Source organism: Streptomyces sp. NPDC048496, from assembly GCF_043200055.1.
Lineage (GTDB): Bacteria > Actinomycetota > Actinomycetes > Streptomycetales > Streptomycetaceae > Streptomyces.
The window spans coordinates 20286-34963 of sequence record NZ_JBICXB010000046.1; the positions used below are offsets into that span (position 1 = coordinate 20286).

The following is a 14678-nucleotide window of genomic DNA, read 5'->3' on the forward strand; positions in this document are numbered from 1 at the left end:
CTCCGTCAGCCGTACGACAGGTCCTTGCACGGGTCTTCGTCGGCCGAACGCGCCCCGTCGCCGACGGTGGAAGGAGCTGCGCTGGGTGTCGGCGTGGCCTCGGCAGCGGGCGACGGATTCTCTGCGTACGAGGTCCCGAGGATCACCTGGATGCCCGCGGTGCCGGACGCCATGGTCCGTGCCCCGGCGAAGAGGCGCGCGGTGGTCTCCGCTTCGGCCTCCAGACCCGGCCCGTACTGGATGACGGTCGAGATGCGGTCCTGGTTGCTCGCGGTGGCCGTACCGGTGACGGTGAAGCCGTGGGCGCGCAGGAGTTCGGCGGCGCGGGCCGCAAGGCCGTTGACCATGGTGCCGTTGTAGACCGCGAGGCTGATGCCCGTACCGGAGACGGGGACAGGGGCGGCGGGCGACGGTGACGCGTCGTCCGGCCTCTTGGCGCTGCGGCCGCTCTTGCCCTGACCGCTGGCGTCCTGACCGTCGATCGTCCGGTCGGCCTTGAGTGCCGCCCAGAGAGCTTTGGCCTCCGGTTCGACGATCGCGACGCGGGCGCCCTCGTAACGCCACGGGACGGTGACGAAGCGGGTGTTGCGCAGATCGATGTTCTTCATCGACATGGCGAACTTCAGCAGCCGGTCGGCCGATCCGAGTCCGGGGTCCACGGTCATCGAGTCGGTCGCCGCGTCGGCGAGCGGCAGCAGGGTGGTCGGGTTCAGTCCCTGGGACTTGACCTTCTTGATGAGAGAGCCGATGAAAGCCTGCTGCCTTTTGATCCGTCCGATGTCGGAGCCGTCGCCGATGCCGTGCCGGATCCGCACGTAGTCGAGTGCGCGCTGCCCGGAGACGGTCTGCGGCCCCTTGGCGAAGACCAGTGCGCCGCGCGTGGGCCGGTTCGGGCTGAGGTCCTGCTGGTAGATGTCCTGCGGCAGACAGACCGGGACTCCGCCGACGGCGGAGGTCAGTGCGGAGAAGCCGGAGAAGTCCACGACGACGGTGTGGTCGACGCGCAGGCCGGTGAGGTGTTCCACAGTGTTCTGGGTGCAGGCCGGGTTTCCCTCGGCAGTCTCACCCACCGAGAACGCCCCGTTGAACATGACGTGGTGCTGCGGTGCGGTCCACTCGCCGCTGGGTGTCCTGCACGCCGGGATGTCGACCATGGAGTCACGGGGGATGGACACGGCGACGGCGTGCCGGTGGTCGGCGTACACATGGAGCAGGAACACGGTGTCGGAGCGCCCCACGGTGCCCTTGCCGCCGCCCAGTTTCCTGTTGGCGCCGGAGCGGGTGTCCGATCCGATGACAAGGACGTTCTGCCCGTTCGACGAGGCGGGTGGCCGGTCACCCGAGATCCCGTCAGCGCCGAAGGTGTCGATCTGGCCGGTCAGTTTGAGGTAGCCCCAGCCGACCCCCGCGACCAGCAGGACGAGAAAGGACAGTCCCGTCATGGCGGTGCGCCCGAGCCGGCTGCCCCGCCCCCCGCCCGCCGCCACCTTGCGACTGCCCGTCATTGGTCACCTCGTCCGTTCGGTTCCGGCTTCCATGGAGGAAGACGTCCGACCCCGCCCCACGGTTGTACAGTTGCGCAACGTAACAAGTATCGCTGCGCGAATGGATCACCAGACCTACCCACAGCCGACCGGATCCACCAATTCCGGAGGTCCGAGAAGAAGGACGGAACCCAGATGCTGCGCAACGGCCTCGAGCCCTGGCACCTGTTGATTGTCGCGGTTGTTCTGATCGTGCTGTTCGGATCGAAGAAACTGCCGGACACCGCCCGCGCCCTGGGCAAATCCCTGCGGATCCTGAAGAGTGAGGCGAAGGCGATGAAGGAGACCGACCCGCAGTGAGCCGGGGGTGCGGCACGGTACGCGCCGCACTCGCCATTTCATGGCTTGCGCAATCAGGGAACCTTGGGTGAAGAACCGCCGTTGACGCGGTAACGGCGGAATAAGCGCTGATCAACGGATCACTGGACCAACGGAGGAAGTTCATGGGTGTGACCCTGGCCAAGGGCGGCAACGTCTCCCTGTCGAAGGAGGCACCGGGGCTGACCGCAGTGACGGTCGGCCTGGGCTGGGACGTACGGACGACGACGGGCGCCGATCACGACCTGGATGCCAGTGCGCTGCTGTGCTCCGACGCCGGGAAGGTCCTCTCGGACCTGCACTTCGTCTTCTACAACAATCTCACCAGCCCGGACGGTTCGGTGCAGCACACCGGTGACAACCTGACCGGCGAGGGCGAGGGCGACGACGAGTCCATCAACGTGGACCTGGCCGGCGTACCGCTGGACGTGGCGAAAATCGTCTTTCCGGTCTCCATCCATGAGGCGCAGAGCCGTGGGCAGAGCTTCGGCCAGGTCCGCAACGCGTTCATCCGCGTGGTGAACCGGGCGAACGGCGTGGAGCTGGCGCGTTACGACCTGAGCGAGGACGCCTCCACGGAGACGGCCATGGTCTTCGGCGAGTTGTACCGGCACGGTACGGAGTGGAAGTTCCGCGCGGTGGGACAGGGGTATGCGTCGGGGCTGGCCGGTATCGCGTCCGACTACGGCGTCCATGTCTGATCGCTCGAAGTGGCGCTCCTGAGGGGCGGTTTCAGAGTGCCCGTAATCCGTTGATCACCTCGCGGAGGATCCTCTCGTCCGGCAGTTGCGCTGGCGGTACGGGGCGGCTGACCCGCACATGACCGGCTTCGAGCAGATCTCCGAGGAGCACACGGACGACGCCGACCGGGAGGTCGGCGTCGGCGGAGAGTTCCGCGACGGACTGGGGCTCGGAGCGGCACAGTGTGAGCAGCGCGCGGTGTTCGGGGCCCAGCTGGGAATCCTCGGAGTCCGGTGCCTGGTCGGCGGCGGAGACGAGTGCGATCAGGTCGAAGTGCACCCCGCCCGGGCCCGGTTCGGTCCGCCCGCCCGTCATGGCGTACGGGCGGACCAAGGGCCCCGCTTCGGCGTCGTACCACTGGCTGCCCGGCAGTTCGGGCGGGTCCGGGAAGCTCTCGATGAATCCGGGGCCCTCGCTGGTCATGTCCACTGCTGTCTCCGCCCCCTCAGCCGACTGGGGACGGGGACACGGAGAAGCGCGGCGGGGTACGCAGGTGCTCGCCGACCCGTTTGACGAGCCGGGCCATCTCGTAGGCGACCAGTCCGATATCGGCGAAGGCTGTGCTCAGTACGGCGAGGCAGGAACCCTCCCCGGCGGCTGCGACGAAGAGGAAGCCCTCGTCCATCTCGACCATCGTCTGGCGTACCTCCCCGGCCTGGAAGTGCCGTCCGGCGCCCTTCGCGAGGCTGTGGAAGCCGGAGGCGACCGCGGCCAGGTGCTCGGCGTCCTCGCGGCTGAGGGCACTGGAGGCACCCACGGCAAGACCGTCACTGGAGAGCACCACGGCGTGCCGGACTTCGCCGACCCGGGCCACCAGATCGTCCAGCAGCCAGTCGAGTTCGCCCGAGTGCCTGCGCGCCTCGGTCCGCTCGTTCGCGATCATGCGTGGTCTCCTTCGCTGCGGGGACGGAGTGCGGTGGTGGTTCGGTGGGGCGCCGTCGTGCCTGGGGCGGCGCCGCCGCCGCGTACCCAGCCGTTGCGGTAGGCGGTCATGCGGTCCCTGGCCTGTTCCGGAGTGCGCTCGGCCGGTCCGTCCATGCCGTTCCCGTCGCCGGTTCCGGTCGGCTCGGGCCGGGGCTCCTCGCGCAGTTGCGGAACGAGGTGGGCCTGCCGGACCCGGCGGGGAAGTGAGCTGTCGCCCTCCCCCTTGGTCTCGTGGGTTTCCCGGGCTTCCCTGCTCGCGGGGGCTTCCAGGCTCCGGCGGGTTTCCGCGATCTCCCGGATCCCGCGGGTTTCGGGCTCGGTCCCGGCCGGCTCATCGCTCCGGTCCTCGACCGCTCTACGGGAGCGTGGGCGCAGCGCGGTGACTCCGGCGGGGGGACCCGTCCGCGACTCCAGCGCAGGCACCGGAACCGGGGCGGGGAACGCGGTCGCCACCTGCGAACGCGCCGCACGGGAGCCCGGACGGGTTCCGAGCGCCGCGGCGTCGCGTTCCTGCTGACGCTCGACCGATGTCTTCTGCGCTACGGGCTCTTCCCCGCCCGCCGGGAGCGCGCCCTGCAGCAGTGTGGTCGGCAACAGGACCACCGCCGTCGTTCCGCCGTACGGTGACGTGCGCAGCTTGACCTTGATGTGGTGCCGGACCGAGAGCCTGCTGACCACGAAGAGGCCGAGCCGGTCGCTGTCGAAAAGATCGAGTGCCTCCGCCTGCTCGATGCGCCGGTTGGCCTCGCCGAGGAGTTCGTTGCCCATGCCGAGTCCGCGGTCCTCGATCTCCAGGGCGTAGCCGTTGCCGACGGGTTCGCCGGTGATCCGGACCTTGGTGTGCGGTGGCGAGAACTGCGCCGCGTTCTCGATGAGTTCCGCGAGGAGGTGGGTGAGGTCGGCGACCGCCATGCCCTTGACCGCGGCATCCGGCAGTTGCCGCACCTCCACCCGGGCGTAGTCCTCGATCTCGGAGACGGCCGCGCGTACGACATTCGTCAGCGGTACGGGCATCCGCCAGGCGCGCCCGGGGGCCGCACCGGACAGGATGATCAGACTCTCCGCGTGCCGCCGCATCCGGGTGGTGAGGTGATCGAGGCGGAACAGGTCGCTGAGTTCGCCGGGATCGTCCGCGCGGCGCTCCATGCTGTCGAGGAGGTTGAGCTGGCGGTGGACCAGCACCTGGCTGCGGCGGGCGAGGTTGACGAAGACCCCGGAGATGCCGTCGGCGAGTTCGGCGCGTTCGACGGCGGCGCTGAGAGCGGCCCGGTGCACGGTGCCGAGGGCCTCGCCGACCTGGCCGATCTCGTCGTGCGAGGCCGGGCCGGCAGGTGCCTCGGCCTGGATGTCGAGCTCCTCGCCCGCCCTGAGCCGCTGCATCGCACGGGGCAGTTTGCGGTGGGCGATCTCCAGGGCGCTGTTGCGCAGGCTGATGAGTTCGACGACGAGCTCACGACCGATGCGCGCAGAGATCACCAGCGAGGCCGCGACAGCGACGCAGCCGAAGAAGACGGCCGCTCCGGACGGGCTGAACAGCCCGCGGGTGAGCGGGTCGGCGCGGTCCGCAGCGCGTTCTGCGGCTCCGGTGCCGATGGTACGCAATTGGTTCCGTACGCTCGCCGCGGCCGGATCCCAGTCGGCGGCGGGCACCGCCTGGGCGGCTTCCCGGCCGGGTCGCGCGGTGAGCACCGTGTCCTCGGCATCCTCGATCCGGTGGTAGGCGGACCGGGCGGTGACCTTCTGCCAGGCGGTGCGTTCGGTGGCCGGAGATCGGCGCCCGCGGTCTCGGTGAGGTTTCTGCGGGTCTCCACCGCCCCGGTGAACTGGACCAGTTGGTGGCCGTCGAGGCGCTTGGTGAGGGCTGCCGCGGCGAGCAGTGCGTCCTCGCGGGCCAGCATCTCGTCGGCGCGGGCCAGTTCGAGGAGCACGCGGGCGTCGGACCCGAGCGCGTCGTCCTGGATTCCGGTGAGGGCACCGGAGACGCCGAAGCCCGCGGTGACTGCCTGGGTGTACCGGTCGTACACGGCACTCTCGTCGCGCTCCTGGCTGCCCGTGCCCCCGTCCGCGCGCAGTTCGTGCGTACGGTCGAAGAACCGGTCGAGCCGGTCGGCGACGCCGGCCGGGAGGCGGCCGGTATCGGCGATGGTGTGGTCCTTGTCCAGTCGCAGCGCGGCGAGCGCGGTATCGGTGCGTTCGGTCTGCTGTTCCAGTGCGGTGGCGTGGGCGCTGCTGGGATCGGCGGTCTGGATCAGGGCGGCTCTGCGTTCGGCCTGGAGGGCGGTGACAGCGGTGGATATCGGTGCCCGCACTTCTTCGTCCGCGAGTCGCAGCTGCCGCAGCCGTGCCACGTCCTGGGCCGTGTTGACCGTGGCGAAGCCCCAGAGAGCCAGCAGCGAGACGACGGGCACCACCAGCAGCGAGATGACCTTCGCGCGTACGGTCCTGGGGCGCAGGGTCCGGCGTCCACGTGGCCCGGACGTCTGCTGTGTCAGCAGCAGACGTGCGTCGCGTTCGGCGCTCTCGTCGGCCGGCGGTCCCGCGTGCGCGCGGCGTCCGCGCGCCGCGGGCGCGGAACCGGGCCGGGCGGCGGTCGTCGTGCCGGGGTCCGGGGTCGCGCGGGGTGGGCGCATGGCCTCCTCGTTCCGGGTGTGGAGCTGGGCAGGGGCGAAAGGGGACTGTGCTGTGGCCGTCAGGGCGTCAGCGACGGCGAGACGTCGGGGCCGCGGGAGCCGCGCCGGGGGCGGGAAGCACGTCCGCGCTGCGCGAGGCGCGTCGAGGCCGCGTCGGCCGCCGGTTCTGTGGTGCGCCCGGCGGAGACGTAGGCGGCGTGCTCCCGGGCCGTCGGCGACAGGGCGACGAACGCCGAGGTCAGGAAGAGGTATGAGCCGAGGCCGACGGCGAGGGGAAAGATGAACTGCATCGTCGTGGCCCCGGGGAGTTCGCTGCCGGATGGGGTGACGCTGATGCCGACGGCCATCATTCCGGTGTAGTGCATGCTGCTGACCGCCGCGCCCATGACGAGCGAGGCCAGTGCGACCGCGCGCGATGACTTGATGTTGAGGACTGCCCACAGTGCCGCCGTCGCGGCGACGACGGCAATAACCACAGAAAGGACGACCCGCAGGGGGTCGTAGTGGATCGTGCCGTGCAGCCGCAGCGCCGCCATGCCGAGGTAGTGCATGCTGGCCACGCCGAGGCCGGTGCCGAACCCTCCGACGGCCAGCGCCCGGGTCCGGTCGCGGCTGTAACCGACGGCGAAGACGCCACAGCCGACCACCACCATGGCGCCGAGCAGACTGAGCAAGGTCAGCGGCACGTTGTAGCGGATCTCGGTGCCGGTCACGCCGAAGCCGAGCATCGCGACAAAGTGCATCGTCCAGATGCCGGTGCCGAGGGCGGAGGCGGCCGTGAGCAGCCAGTTGCGGCGCGAACGGCCGCTCGTGTCCAGTGCGCGCACGGTGCAGCTCAGGCCGAGCGCCGCGCCGATCGCTGCCATCGCGTACGACAGTGCAGGTGTCAGCCAGCCGAAGGTGGCGTGGTCCAGGTGTCCCATGGACCGGGGACGCTAGTCGCCACGGCTGCGCACGTTCGGGGTTCATTTCGAAAGCTGCCGGAATATGACAGAGAGATGATCCCGAACGATCAGGCCGTGCTCGAACATGCACACCACTTCCGTCCGTTTCACTCTGGTTGCCGGTGCGCGATCATGTCCGTATGGCCGATGACCACACACACGTCCAGGACTTCTTCACCGCCCGCGCCGCGGACTGGGACACCCGTTTCCCGGACGACGGTCCGGCCTACACCGCCGCCGTCGAAGCCCTCGGGCTGCGCCCCGGCGACGCCGTCCTCGACGCGGGTTGCGGTACGGGACGTGCGCTGCCCGCCCTGCGGACCGCCGTCGGGCCGCACGGTACGGTCCTGGGCGCCGATCTCACACCGGCGATGCTGGACGCGGCGGTACAGGCCGGACGTGACCGCAGTGGTCAGCTGCTCCTCACCGACGTCGCCCGCCTGCCGCTGCGGGCGGGGGCGCTCGACGCGGTGTTCGGAGCCGGGCTGATCTCGCACCTGTCGAACCCCGGGCCGGACCTGGCGGAGCTGGCCCGCGTCGTACGTCCCGGAGGGCAGCTGGCGCTGTTCCACCCCATCGGCCGGGCCGCGCTGGCCGCACGCCACGGCCGGCAGATCACGGACGACGATCTGCGGGCCGAGCCCAACCTCCGGCGGTTGCTCGCACGTTCCGGCTGGCAACCGGTCTCGTACACCGATGAGGACGCGCGGTTCCTCGCACTCGCCGTGCGGACGGGCTGACCTGGGCCCGGCTCACCTACGCACGCGCTCACTCGACCGGGGCGCCCGGCCTCCGCTTGTGCGGGATCGGGCAGCCGCCGACGCCGGGGGTCGGGAACGTACCGAGCTCGCCGACCTCGTAACCGTCCGGATAGCCCTTGATCTCCGGGTTCTGGCGTGCACAGTGCGCGGTGGACCGGGGCGGCAGCAGTCGCACGGCCCTCGCCCGCAGCCGCAGCGCGCCGCGGGTGAGAAGGCGTGCGACGGGGCCCGGTCGTTCGTAACGAAACGCCCGCAGCAGCGCATCGTCGAGGAGTGCGAGGCTGGCTTTGCGTACGACGGGTGCGAGCGGGCCCGGATACCAGCAGCCCATCAGTGCCAGCGTGGCGTCGGAGACGCTGCGCGCCCCTTCGTCCCAGCCGAAGTGCTCGTCCTCGTACGTGTCGAGCGTGCGCTCGAATTCCTCGAAGGTCTGCGGCACGTCCTTGATGCCCATGTGCGCGCCCAGAGTGCGGTAGTAGACAGCGAACGCCCGCAGTTCGTGACCGGAGAGGCGGCGCCAGCCGTAGCTGTCGATCCAGCGCTTCGGGACCACGACGAACGTACACAGCACATAGCGCATGTCGTCGTTGCTGATGTCGTAGCTGCGGTGCATCTGGTTGATCCGGCGGATCGCCGTGCGCCCCGGGTCGCTGTCGAAGCCGTGCTCCACCACGGTGTCGAGGAGCAGCGCGGTGTCGTCGTACCGTTTCTGCGAACGATCCGTCAGCTCAGCTGTTTCGGCGAGGAGTCGGCCGACGCTGGGGACCGCATACGTGCGGTACAGGGCGAGTTCGAGCGAACGGGTGATGTCCCAGGGGAACTCGTACGTCGCCGTGAGCCGGTAGATCTCCAGGAAGTCCCGCTCCGGATCGAGCCGCCTGATCTCCTTCAGCCGGTCGTATCGCTTCACCGCGCTGCCCCCGTTCCTCGGTCGAAGGTCAAACTTTACGCGGACGGGGAAGACCGTAAGTATGTACGACCGCACCACGCGTGCACGGCTCCCCGGAAGGCGGTCCCCCATGATCGACATGCTCAGCAGTCTGCGGAAGGCTGTGTCACCCGGCCGGAAGGGTGAGCGGCCCGCGCCGCTGCGCGAGGAACGGCAGCGCAAACAGCACAATCTGTTCGACGCGGCCGCCACCTATGTCTCGGCTTGCGTGGACGAAGACCAGGACCGGATGGACGAAGCGAGCGGCTGGGTGTCACCCGAGGCGCTCTCCTTCGGGGTGAACGAACTGGCCTGCCGAGCGGTCACCGCGCTGGCGCGGGAGACCGGTCAGTCGCCGCGGACCGTGGCCCGTACGCTGCTCGGTCTGCCCGCCGACTGAACGGCATCGTCTGCTTGCCGACGGCGCGGTGATTCCTGCCTTGTCAGGGCCTCGACGGCCGCGTTACCCACTGGTTAAGGTGCGCCGACGGAAATCGATGAGGGACGAGGAGGGTGCTGTGGCCGGGACGGATGACACAGTCGCCGACGAAGACGCACTGTATGTGCTGACCGCGGTGCTGCTGACACCCGCGCAGTTCCCGAGCGTGCTCGGGGACGACTACCCGGCGGCCTGCGCGGCACTCGGCCTCGAACCGTACGCCGAGGGTTACGGGCTGGTCCTCGGGCAGGACGACGGCGGGGCCCGGTGGACCGTCGTCGTCGAAGACGTGTCCCTGGTTGCCGTCGCAATCGCCTCTTGGGACTGCGGTATGGAGTACGACCTCTCCCCCGACGACCGTTCGGTGGTCTGCGCGCTGCCTGGCTGGCCGCTGGCGCTGGCGGTCGCCGCGCCGGGGGTGCCGGCGCCGCACGACCCGTTGCCGGACCCGGAGGCCGAGGGAACCGATCTGCCGCCGCTGAGCCCTCCCGACACGGAATCGTGGGGGCCTGCGCAGCGGCGGCTGGGCGCCGACGAGATCGCGTTGCAGTGGGCGGCGTGGCGCGAGCAGATCGACGACGCCACGGCGTTCGCGGGTACGGACGTCGCGGGCAGTGCCGATGACACAGAAGGCGAGAACGCCGCAGACGTCGCGCACGCTTCGGACCCCACGGGCTCCACGGACGAGGAGGGCGCGGGAGACCCGGATACCGCCGGAAGCACCGACGCGGATGCCTCCGCCGACACTGCCGATACCGATGAAGAGCGCGCGGCCGACGACACCGTCTCCGCCGGCGTCCATCCTGGTGTCCGACGCGCGCTGGCAGAAGCCCATGCCTACGTGGACAGCCCGCCGCCGATCGGACGTATCCGCTCCTCGTTCGCCCCCGGTGGCGCCCGCACGCTGCGGGCCGACGGCCCCGGCTGGTCCCTGGTCGCCCGGACCGACGACATCGCGTTCATCCTGCTGGACGAGGAACCCGGCGAGGTCCTGCCGGTCGGTCGCGGGGCGGAGCTGCCCGGTCTGCTGAAGACACTCGACGCGCTCGCCGTGCGGCCGGCCTGAGTCTCGGCGCCCACTCCACGGCCAGGCCGAGGCCGCGGGCGCTCGCAGCGTCTGCTCCGTCTCGGCCTGCGCCGCCGGGTCGCGAGCCGTCCTGTGGTTGAGCCGGGGCTGCGTCGGCCCCCTGCGCGGCCCGGCTGCCCCGTCCCCTCCGTCGGCCTCTAGACACGCTCCAGCGGCCGGTGCGGTTCGGCGGGCAGTTCGACTGTGACCGGGTCGCCGGGCCGGACCACCCCGCCGGTCCTGACGATGCTCATGATCCCGGCCTTGCGCACGATGTTGCCCGCCTCGTCACGGCCGATGACCTGCTTGAGCAGCCCTTCCTGAAAGGTGTCGATCTGCAGGCACGGGTTGCGCAGGCCGGTGACCTCGACGACGGCCTCGTCGCCGAGGTGCAGCAGCGTACCTACAGGCAGCGCGAGGAGATCGACGCCACGCGTGGTGACGTTCTCCCCGAGGTCACCGGGGGCGACCTCGAAGCCCTCTGCACGCAGCTCGTCGAAGAGTTCCTCATGGATGAGATGAACCTGGCGCAGATTCGGCTGGGTGGGGTCCTGCGCGACGCGGGAACGGTGCTTCACCGTGACTCCCGCATGAACATCTCCCTCCACTCCGAGTCCGGTCAGCAGGGTAACGGCCTGGCGGTTCGGCTTGGTGAATGAGTAAGCCCCGCTACTGCTCACCACGGTGACGGTCCCGCTCATCTACGAAGAACCCCTTTCAGCGGCCTATTTCCTTACGGGTGATCCTGCGGAGCCTGCGCCGCTGGGAGGGATCCAGCATCAGGTAGGCCACTGTCGGCACTCCGATCAGCACCAGCAGCGACAGCCAGAATCCGATGAACGGCATCAGGATGACTGCCGCGACGACTCCCCCGATGGCAATCTTTGCGCTGTTCGACATCGTCCACGCCTCCTACGCGGCTCACGCCGCTCCTGCTGTGAGAACGCCTGTGGGTCCCCTTCGGTTCCGGCCCGCAGCGGCGGGCCTCCCGCCGGGTCACCGCAGCGGTGCGCCGACCTCGTGCATGTGCTGCAGCGCCTGCCGGTAGGACTCGATGAGTCCGGTCTCCGCGTACGGCATGCCGAGCGCCTCGCAGTGGGCGCGCACCAGGGGCTGTGCCCGGCGCAGATGGGGGCGGGGCATGCTCGGAAAGAGGTGGTGCTCGATCTGGTAGTTGAGCCCGCCGAGGAACCAGTCGGTGAGGACGGCGCCGCGCACGTTGCGCGAGGTGAGGACCTGCCGCTGAAGGTGCCCCCAGCCCTTGCCGTCGGGATCGGGCATCTCCATGCCCTTGTGGTTCGGCGCGAAGGCCATGCCCAGGTGGAGCCCGAAGAGTGCATGGTGCACGAGTGCGAAGACGACGGCCTTGCCGGGGGACATGACGGTGAGGAGCAGCGTCGCGTACAACCCGAGGTGGGTGACGAGGAGGGCTGCCGAGAGGGCCCGCTCACGGGCCGGCTGCCGCCGCAAGTACTGGAAGCCGGAGATCTTGAGGGCGATGCCTTCGAGGAGCAGCATCGGGAAGAACAGCCGGGCCTGGTTACGGGTCAGCCAGCGGGCGAAGCCTTCGCGCTGGGCCGCCTGCCTCTGGGTCCATACGAGGGCGCCGACGCCGACGTCCGGGTCCTTGTCGATGTGGTTGGGGTTGGCGTGGTGGCGTACGTGCTTGTCGTTCCACCAGGCCTCGTTCATGCCGAGGAGCAGATTGGCGTGGATCAGGCCGATGATCCGGCTCGCCTTTCGGTCGCCGGTGATCTGGGCGTGTCCGGCGTCATGGCCGACGAATGCGGTGCGGGCCCAGAAGACCGCCAGCGGCAGGGCGAGCAGCAGGGTCCACCAGGTGTTGCCAAGGAGGGCCAGGCCGGTCGTCACGGCACCCAGGGCGAGGAGGTTGGCCGCGATGCGTGCCGCGTACCAACCGGTGCGCTGCTTCAGGAGTCCGTGTGCCTTGACGGCCCGCAGGAGAGGCGCGAAGTCGCTCCCGGAAGCTCCGGTGCCTCGCCCGAGTCCCGCCGGTGCGGCAGTTCCGGTTCCTGGGGCGTCTCGCGCTCCTCCGGCACTGTTCGCACTGCGGGCACCGTCGCGGGTGCGGTCCGCGACGGTGACTACGGCCTCGGGCATGACGTCTCCGGTCTCTGGGAGGCTTGAAATCTGCTCTGACCTGTTGAAACGTACGGTCAGGGGCCGCCCGCCAACCATGGCGCCACCACCCGGGATTCCGGGGGGGGCAGCCCCCTCCCCACAGGGGGGTGCTGGCTACACCCGACAGCCCACAGACACCCATGGAAGTGATGTGGATCACGGCAATCGCGCTCCCGGTCACCGCTGCCGTGGAGTACCATCGGCGACCTTGGCACCCACTAGTCAAATTTGAGGAATCCGACATCGCCGTGCACAGGCTTCCCGCGCCGTCTCCCGCCGAGATCTCCGCGCTCTCCCGCTGCTCCGTCGTCTTCCTGCCCTCGGACCCCGCCCGCACCGGCCGGGTCGCCTTCTGCCATCCGGACGGCAGCAGCCCGCCCGACGCCCCGGGGACGGTCGGGGAACTGACCGTCGTCGGGGCCGATGCCCGCCCGTACCGTATTCCGGCCCTGCTGCTGCCCGTGCGCGACGCCCTGCCCGTTCTGACTCGCGCGAGGGCCGCCGCGCACTCCCATCCCGCGGCGGCGTTCTGGGGCGCTGCCGCACTCCTCGCCCTCCAACTCGCTGCCCGCGGACTGCTGCTGCCGGGGCTGAGCGCCACGGACCACGACGCCTGGCGGACCGGTCCGCTGACGGCCGCCGATCTCGACCGGATCCGTGACCTCGCGGCCTCCATGCCCCCGACCGCCCATGCGGTGCCGCTCGACGAGGACGCCGAGCCCGTGCTGCTGCCGGAGCCGGAGCGGCTGCTGCGCGCATTCCTGGACGCGGTCGCGGACGGCCTGCCGCGCACGCCCGCAGCGGTGTTCGCCACCGGCAGCCCGGCGTTCGCCGTCGACACGCCGCAGCGGCTGCCGGACCGTCGTGGCTGGGCCGCTGATGTCGCGGCCGGGCACGACGCGGGAGTGCGGCTGTCGCTGCGTATCGAGCTCACCGGTCCTCCCGGGGTGCACGAGAACACCGAGCCGGGCGTCGGGCCGTCCTTCCGTGCGGTCCTGCAGATCCACAGCGTCAGCGATCCGACCCTGGTCGCGGATGCCGCCGACGTCTGGGCGGGCAACGCACCGGCCGCGGCGGCGTTCGGTCCTCGGGCCCGGATGGACGCCCTCCTCTCGCTGCGCCGCGCCGCCCGCGCCTGGCCGCCGCTGACCCCGCTGCTGTCGGCCGCCGTACCGGATTCCGTCGATCCGGCCGATGAGGAGATCACCGAACTGCTCGGCCCTGCCGCACGGGCGCTCGCCGCGACCGGGGTCCAGGTGCACTGGCCCAAGGAGCTCGCCCGTACCCTCACCGCACGCGCGGTGATCGGCCCGCCGGATGACGAGAACGGCGGCGACCGCGACGGCGAATCCCGCAACTGGCGGTCCGCGTCGGACAGCCCGTCGTTCCTGTCCGCCGACGCGCTGCTGGCGTTCAACTGGTGGTTCGCACTCGGCGACCAGAAGCTGAGCCGCGCCGAACTGGACCGCCTGGCCGAGGCCGGCAGGCCGATCGTCCGGCTGCGCGACCAGTGGGTGCTCATCGACCCCGAGGAGGCGCGCCGCGCCCGCGAGGCGCAGGACCACAAGGTCACCCCGGTAGACGCGCTCGGCGCCGTACTGACCGGTTCCACCGAGGTCGGCGGCCGCAGGGTCGACGTACAGGCGACCGGCTGGCTCGCCCGGCTGCGGTCCAGGCTCGCCGAACCCGAGTCGGGCGAGCAGCAGACGATCGGTCAGCCGACCGCGCTCGCCGCGACGCTGCGGGACTATCAGCTGCGCGGTCTGAACTGGCTGCACACCATGACCTCGCTCGGCCTCGGCGGCTGTCTGGCCGACGACATGGGTCTGGGCAAGACCATCACGCTCATCGCCCTGCATCTGCACCGGCAGAGCGTCGACGAGGCGGCCGGACCGACCCTGGTGATCTGCCCGGCCTCGCTGATGGGCAACTGGCAACGGGAGATCGAGAAGTTCGCCCCCGGCACGCCGGTGCGCCGCTTCCACGGCGCTTCCCGCAACCTGGAGGGCCTGGTGGACGGCGAGTTCGTCCTCACCACGTACGGCACGATGCGGCTCGACGCGGCGAGGCTCGCCGAGGCCGGGTGGTCCATGGTGGTCGCCGACGAGGCGCAGCACGTCAAGAACCCGTACTCGGCGACCGCGAAGCAGTTGCGGACGATCGGTGCGCGAGCACGGGTGGCACTCACCGGCACCCCGGTGGAGAACAACCTCTCCGAACTGTGGGCGATCCTCGACTTCC

At 70.4% G+C, this 14678-nt stretch carries 13 protein-coding genes and 2 pseudogenes; 6 read left to right on the forward strand and 9 right to left on the reverse strand.

What is annotated here, in order from left to right:
• Positions 1 to 5: 5 nt before the first annotated feature.
• Positions 6 to 1442 carry an LCP family protein gene (locus tag ACGFSA_RS28785; protein WP_393309000.1) on the reverse strand — a complete coding sequence of 479 codons (1437 nt, stop codon included), beginning with the start codon at positions 1440 to 1442 and terminating at the stop codon, positions 6 to 8.
• A 237-nt stretch (positions 1443 to 1679) separates the two neighbouring features.
• Between ACGFSA_RS28785 and tatA the strand changes: the two genes are divergently transcribed.
• Both tatA and ACGFSA_RS28795 read left to right on the forward strand, forming a co-directional pair.
• Positions 1680 to 1844, forward strand: a complete 165-nt coding sequence (gene tatA, locus ACGFSA_RS28790) for a Sec-independent protein translocase subunit TatA (protein WP_327242400.1) — start codon at positions 1680 to 1682, stop codon at positions 1842 to 1844.
• A gap of 143 nt (positions 1845 to 1987) precedes the next feature.
• Positions 1988 to 2563: a TerD family protein gene (locus ACGFSA_RS28795; RefSeq protein WP_393308981.1), complete on the forward strand. Its 576-nt coding sequence runs from the start codon at positions 1988 to 1990 to the stop codon at positions 2561 to 2563.
• A 31-nt stretch (positions 2564 to 2594) separates the two neighbouring features.
• On the opposite strand, the gene ACGFSA_RS28800 is transcribed toward ACGFSA_RS28795, so the two are convergent.
• The 4 genes and pseudogenes from ACGFSA_RS28800 to ACGFSA_RS28815 form a co-directional block, all read right to left on the reverse strand.
• The gene (locus ACGFSA_RS28800) at positions 2595 to 3026 is read right to left on the reverse strand and encodes a DUF742 domain-containing protein (protein ID WP_393308982.1); all 432 of its coding nucleotides are present in this window, start codon (positions 3024 to 3026) and stop codon (positions 2595 to 2597) included.
• Between the two features lie 22 nt (positions 3027 to 3048).
• Positions 3049 to 3486, reverse strand: coding sequence for a roadblock/LC7 domain-containing protein (locus ACGFSA_RS28805; RefSeq protein ID WP_393308983.1), 438 nt, complete (start codon positions 3484 to 3486; stop codon positions 3049 to 3051).
• A pseudogene (locus ACGFSA_RS28810) lies at positions 3483 to 6157 on the reverse strand (nitrate- and nitrite sensing domain-containing protein). Before ACGFSA_RS28810 ends, ACGFSA_RS28805 begins: the two are co-directional and overlap by 4 nt.
• A gap of 59 nt (positions 6158 to 6216) precedes the next feature.
• Positions 6217 to 7080: an MHYT domain-containing protein gene (locus ACGFSA_RS28815; protein WP_393308984.1), complete on the reverse strand. Its 864-nt coding sequence runs from the start codon at positions 7078 to 7080 to the stop codon at positions 6217 to 6219.
• 161 nt (positions 7081 to 7241) lie between these two features.
• On the opposite strand from ACGFSA_RS28815, the gene ACGFSA_RS28820 reads away from it, so the two are divergent.
• Positions 7242 to 7841 carry a class I SAM-dependent methyltransferase gene (locus ACGFSA_RS28820; RefSeq protein WP_393308985.1) on the forward strand — a complete coding sequence of 200 codons (600 nt, stop codon included), beginning with the start codon at positions 7242 to 7244 and terminating at the stop codon, positions 7839 to 7841.
• Positions 7842 to 7869: 28 nt separating this feature from the next.
• Here the strand turns inward: ACGFSA_RS28820 and ACGFSA_RS28825 are convergent, their stop codons facing one another.
• Positions 7870 to 8772, reverse strand: coding sequence for an oxygenase MpaB family protein (locus ACGFSA_RS28825; RefSeq protein WP_393308986.1), 903 nt, complete (start codon positions 8770 to 8772; stop codon positions 7870 to 7872).
• A gap of 109 nt (positions 8773 to 8881) precedes the next feature.
• Here ACGFSA_RS28825 and ACGFSA_RS28830 point away from each other — a divergent pair, with 109 nt between their 5' ends.
• Together ACGFSA_RS28830 and ACGFSA_RS28835 are read left to right on the forward strand one after the other, a co-directional pair.
• A complete protein-coding gene (locus ACGFSA_RS28830; protein WP_393308987.1) occupies positions 8882 to 9190 on the forward strand; it encodes a hypothetical protein in 309 nt (102 codons plus the stop codon).
• Between the two features lie 118 nt (positions 9191 to 9308).
• Entirely contained in the window at positions 9309 to 10295 is a 987-nt protein-coding gene (locus ACGFSA_RS28835; RefSeq protein ID WP_393308988.1) for a hypothetical protein, read from the forward strand.
• Positions 10296 to 10453: 158 nt separating this feature from the next.
• On the opposite strand, the gene ACGFSA_RS28840 is transcribed toward ACGFSA_RS28835, so the two are convergent.
• From ACGFSA_RS28840 to ACGFSA_RS28850, 3 genes are all read right to left on the reverse strand, one after another.
• The gene (locus ACGFSA_RS28840; RefSeq protein WP_393308989.1) at positions 10454 to 10996 is read right to left on the reverse strand and encodes an MOSC domain-containing protein; all 543 of its coding nucleotides are present in this window, start codon (positions 10994 to 10996) and stop codon (positions 10454 to 10456) included.
• A 16-nt stretch (positions 10997 to 11012) separates the two neighbouring features.
• Positions 11013 to 11195 (reverse strand): hypothetical protein, encoded by a 183-nt coding sequence (locus ACGFSA_RS28845; protein ID WP_266977895.1) that lies wholly within the window; start codon positions 11193 to 11195, stop codon positions 11013 to 11015.
• 96 nt (positions 11196 to 11291) lie between these two features.
• A complete protein-coding gene (locus ACGFSA_RS28850; protein ID WP_393308990.1) occupies positions 11292 to 12416 on the reverse strand; it encodes a fatty acid desaturase family protein in 1125 nt (374 codons plus the stop codon).
• Between the two features lie 269 nt (positions 12417 to 12685).
• Between ACGFSA_RS28850 and ACGFSA_RS28855 the strand changes: the two are divergent.
• Positions 12686 to 14677: pseudogene (locus tag ACGFSA_RS28855) on the forward strand (DEAD/DEAH box helicase); the annotation flags it as partial.
• Position 14678: the final 1 nt, after the last annotated feature.

Coding starts and splice junctions, on each gene's coding strand:
- ACGFSA_RS28785 (WP_393309000.1), bottom strand. CDS start 1,442: ATGACGGGACTGTCCTTTCTCGTCCTGCTGGTCGCGGGGGTCGGCTGG.
- tatA (WP_327242400.1), top strand. CDS start 1,680: ATGCTGCGCAACGGCCTCGAGCCCTGGCACCTGTTGATTGTCGCGGTT.
- ACGFSA_RS28795 (WP_393308981.1), top strand. CDS start 1,988: ATGGGTGTGACCCTGGCCAAGGGCGGCAACGTCTCCCTGTCGAAGGAG.
- ACGFSA_RS28800 (WP_393308982.1), bottom strand. CDS start 3,026: ATGACCAGCGAGGGCCCCGGATTCATCGAGAGCTTCCCGGACCCGCCC.
- ACGFSA_RS28805 (WP_393308983.1), bottom strand. CDS start 3,486: ATGATCGCGAACGAGCGGACCGAGGCGCGCAGGCACTCGGGCGAACTC.
- ACGFSA_RS28815 (WP_393308984.1), bottom strand. CDS start 7,080: ATGGGACACCTGGACCACGCCACCTTCGGCTGGCTGACACCTGCACTG.
- ACGFSA_RS28820 (WP_393308985.1), top strand. CDS start 7,242: ATGGCCGATGACCACACACACGTCCAGGACTTCTTCACCGCCCGCGCC.
- ACGFSA_RS28830 (WP_393308987.1), top strand. CDS start 8,882: ATGATCGACATGCTCAGCAGTCTGCGGAAGGCTGTGTCACCCGGCCGG.
- ACGFSA_RS28840 (WP_393308989.1), bottom strand. CDS start 10,996: ATGAGCGGGACCGTCACCGTGGTGAGCAGTAGCGGGGCTTACTCATTC.
- ACGFSA_RS28845 (WP_266977895.1), bottom strand. CDS start 11,195: ATGTCGAACAGCGCAAAGATTGCCATCGGGGGAGTCGTCGCGGCAGTC.
- ACGFSA_RS28850 (WP_393308990.1), bottom strand. CDS start 12,416: ATGCCCGAGGCCGTAGTCACCGTCGCGGACCGCACCCGCGACGGTGCC.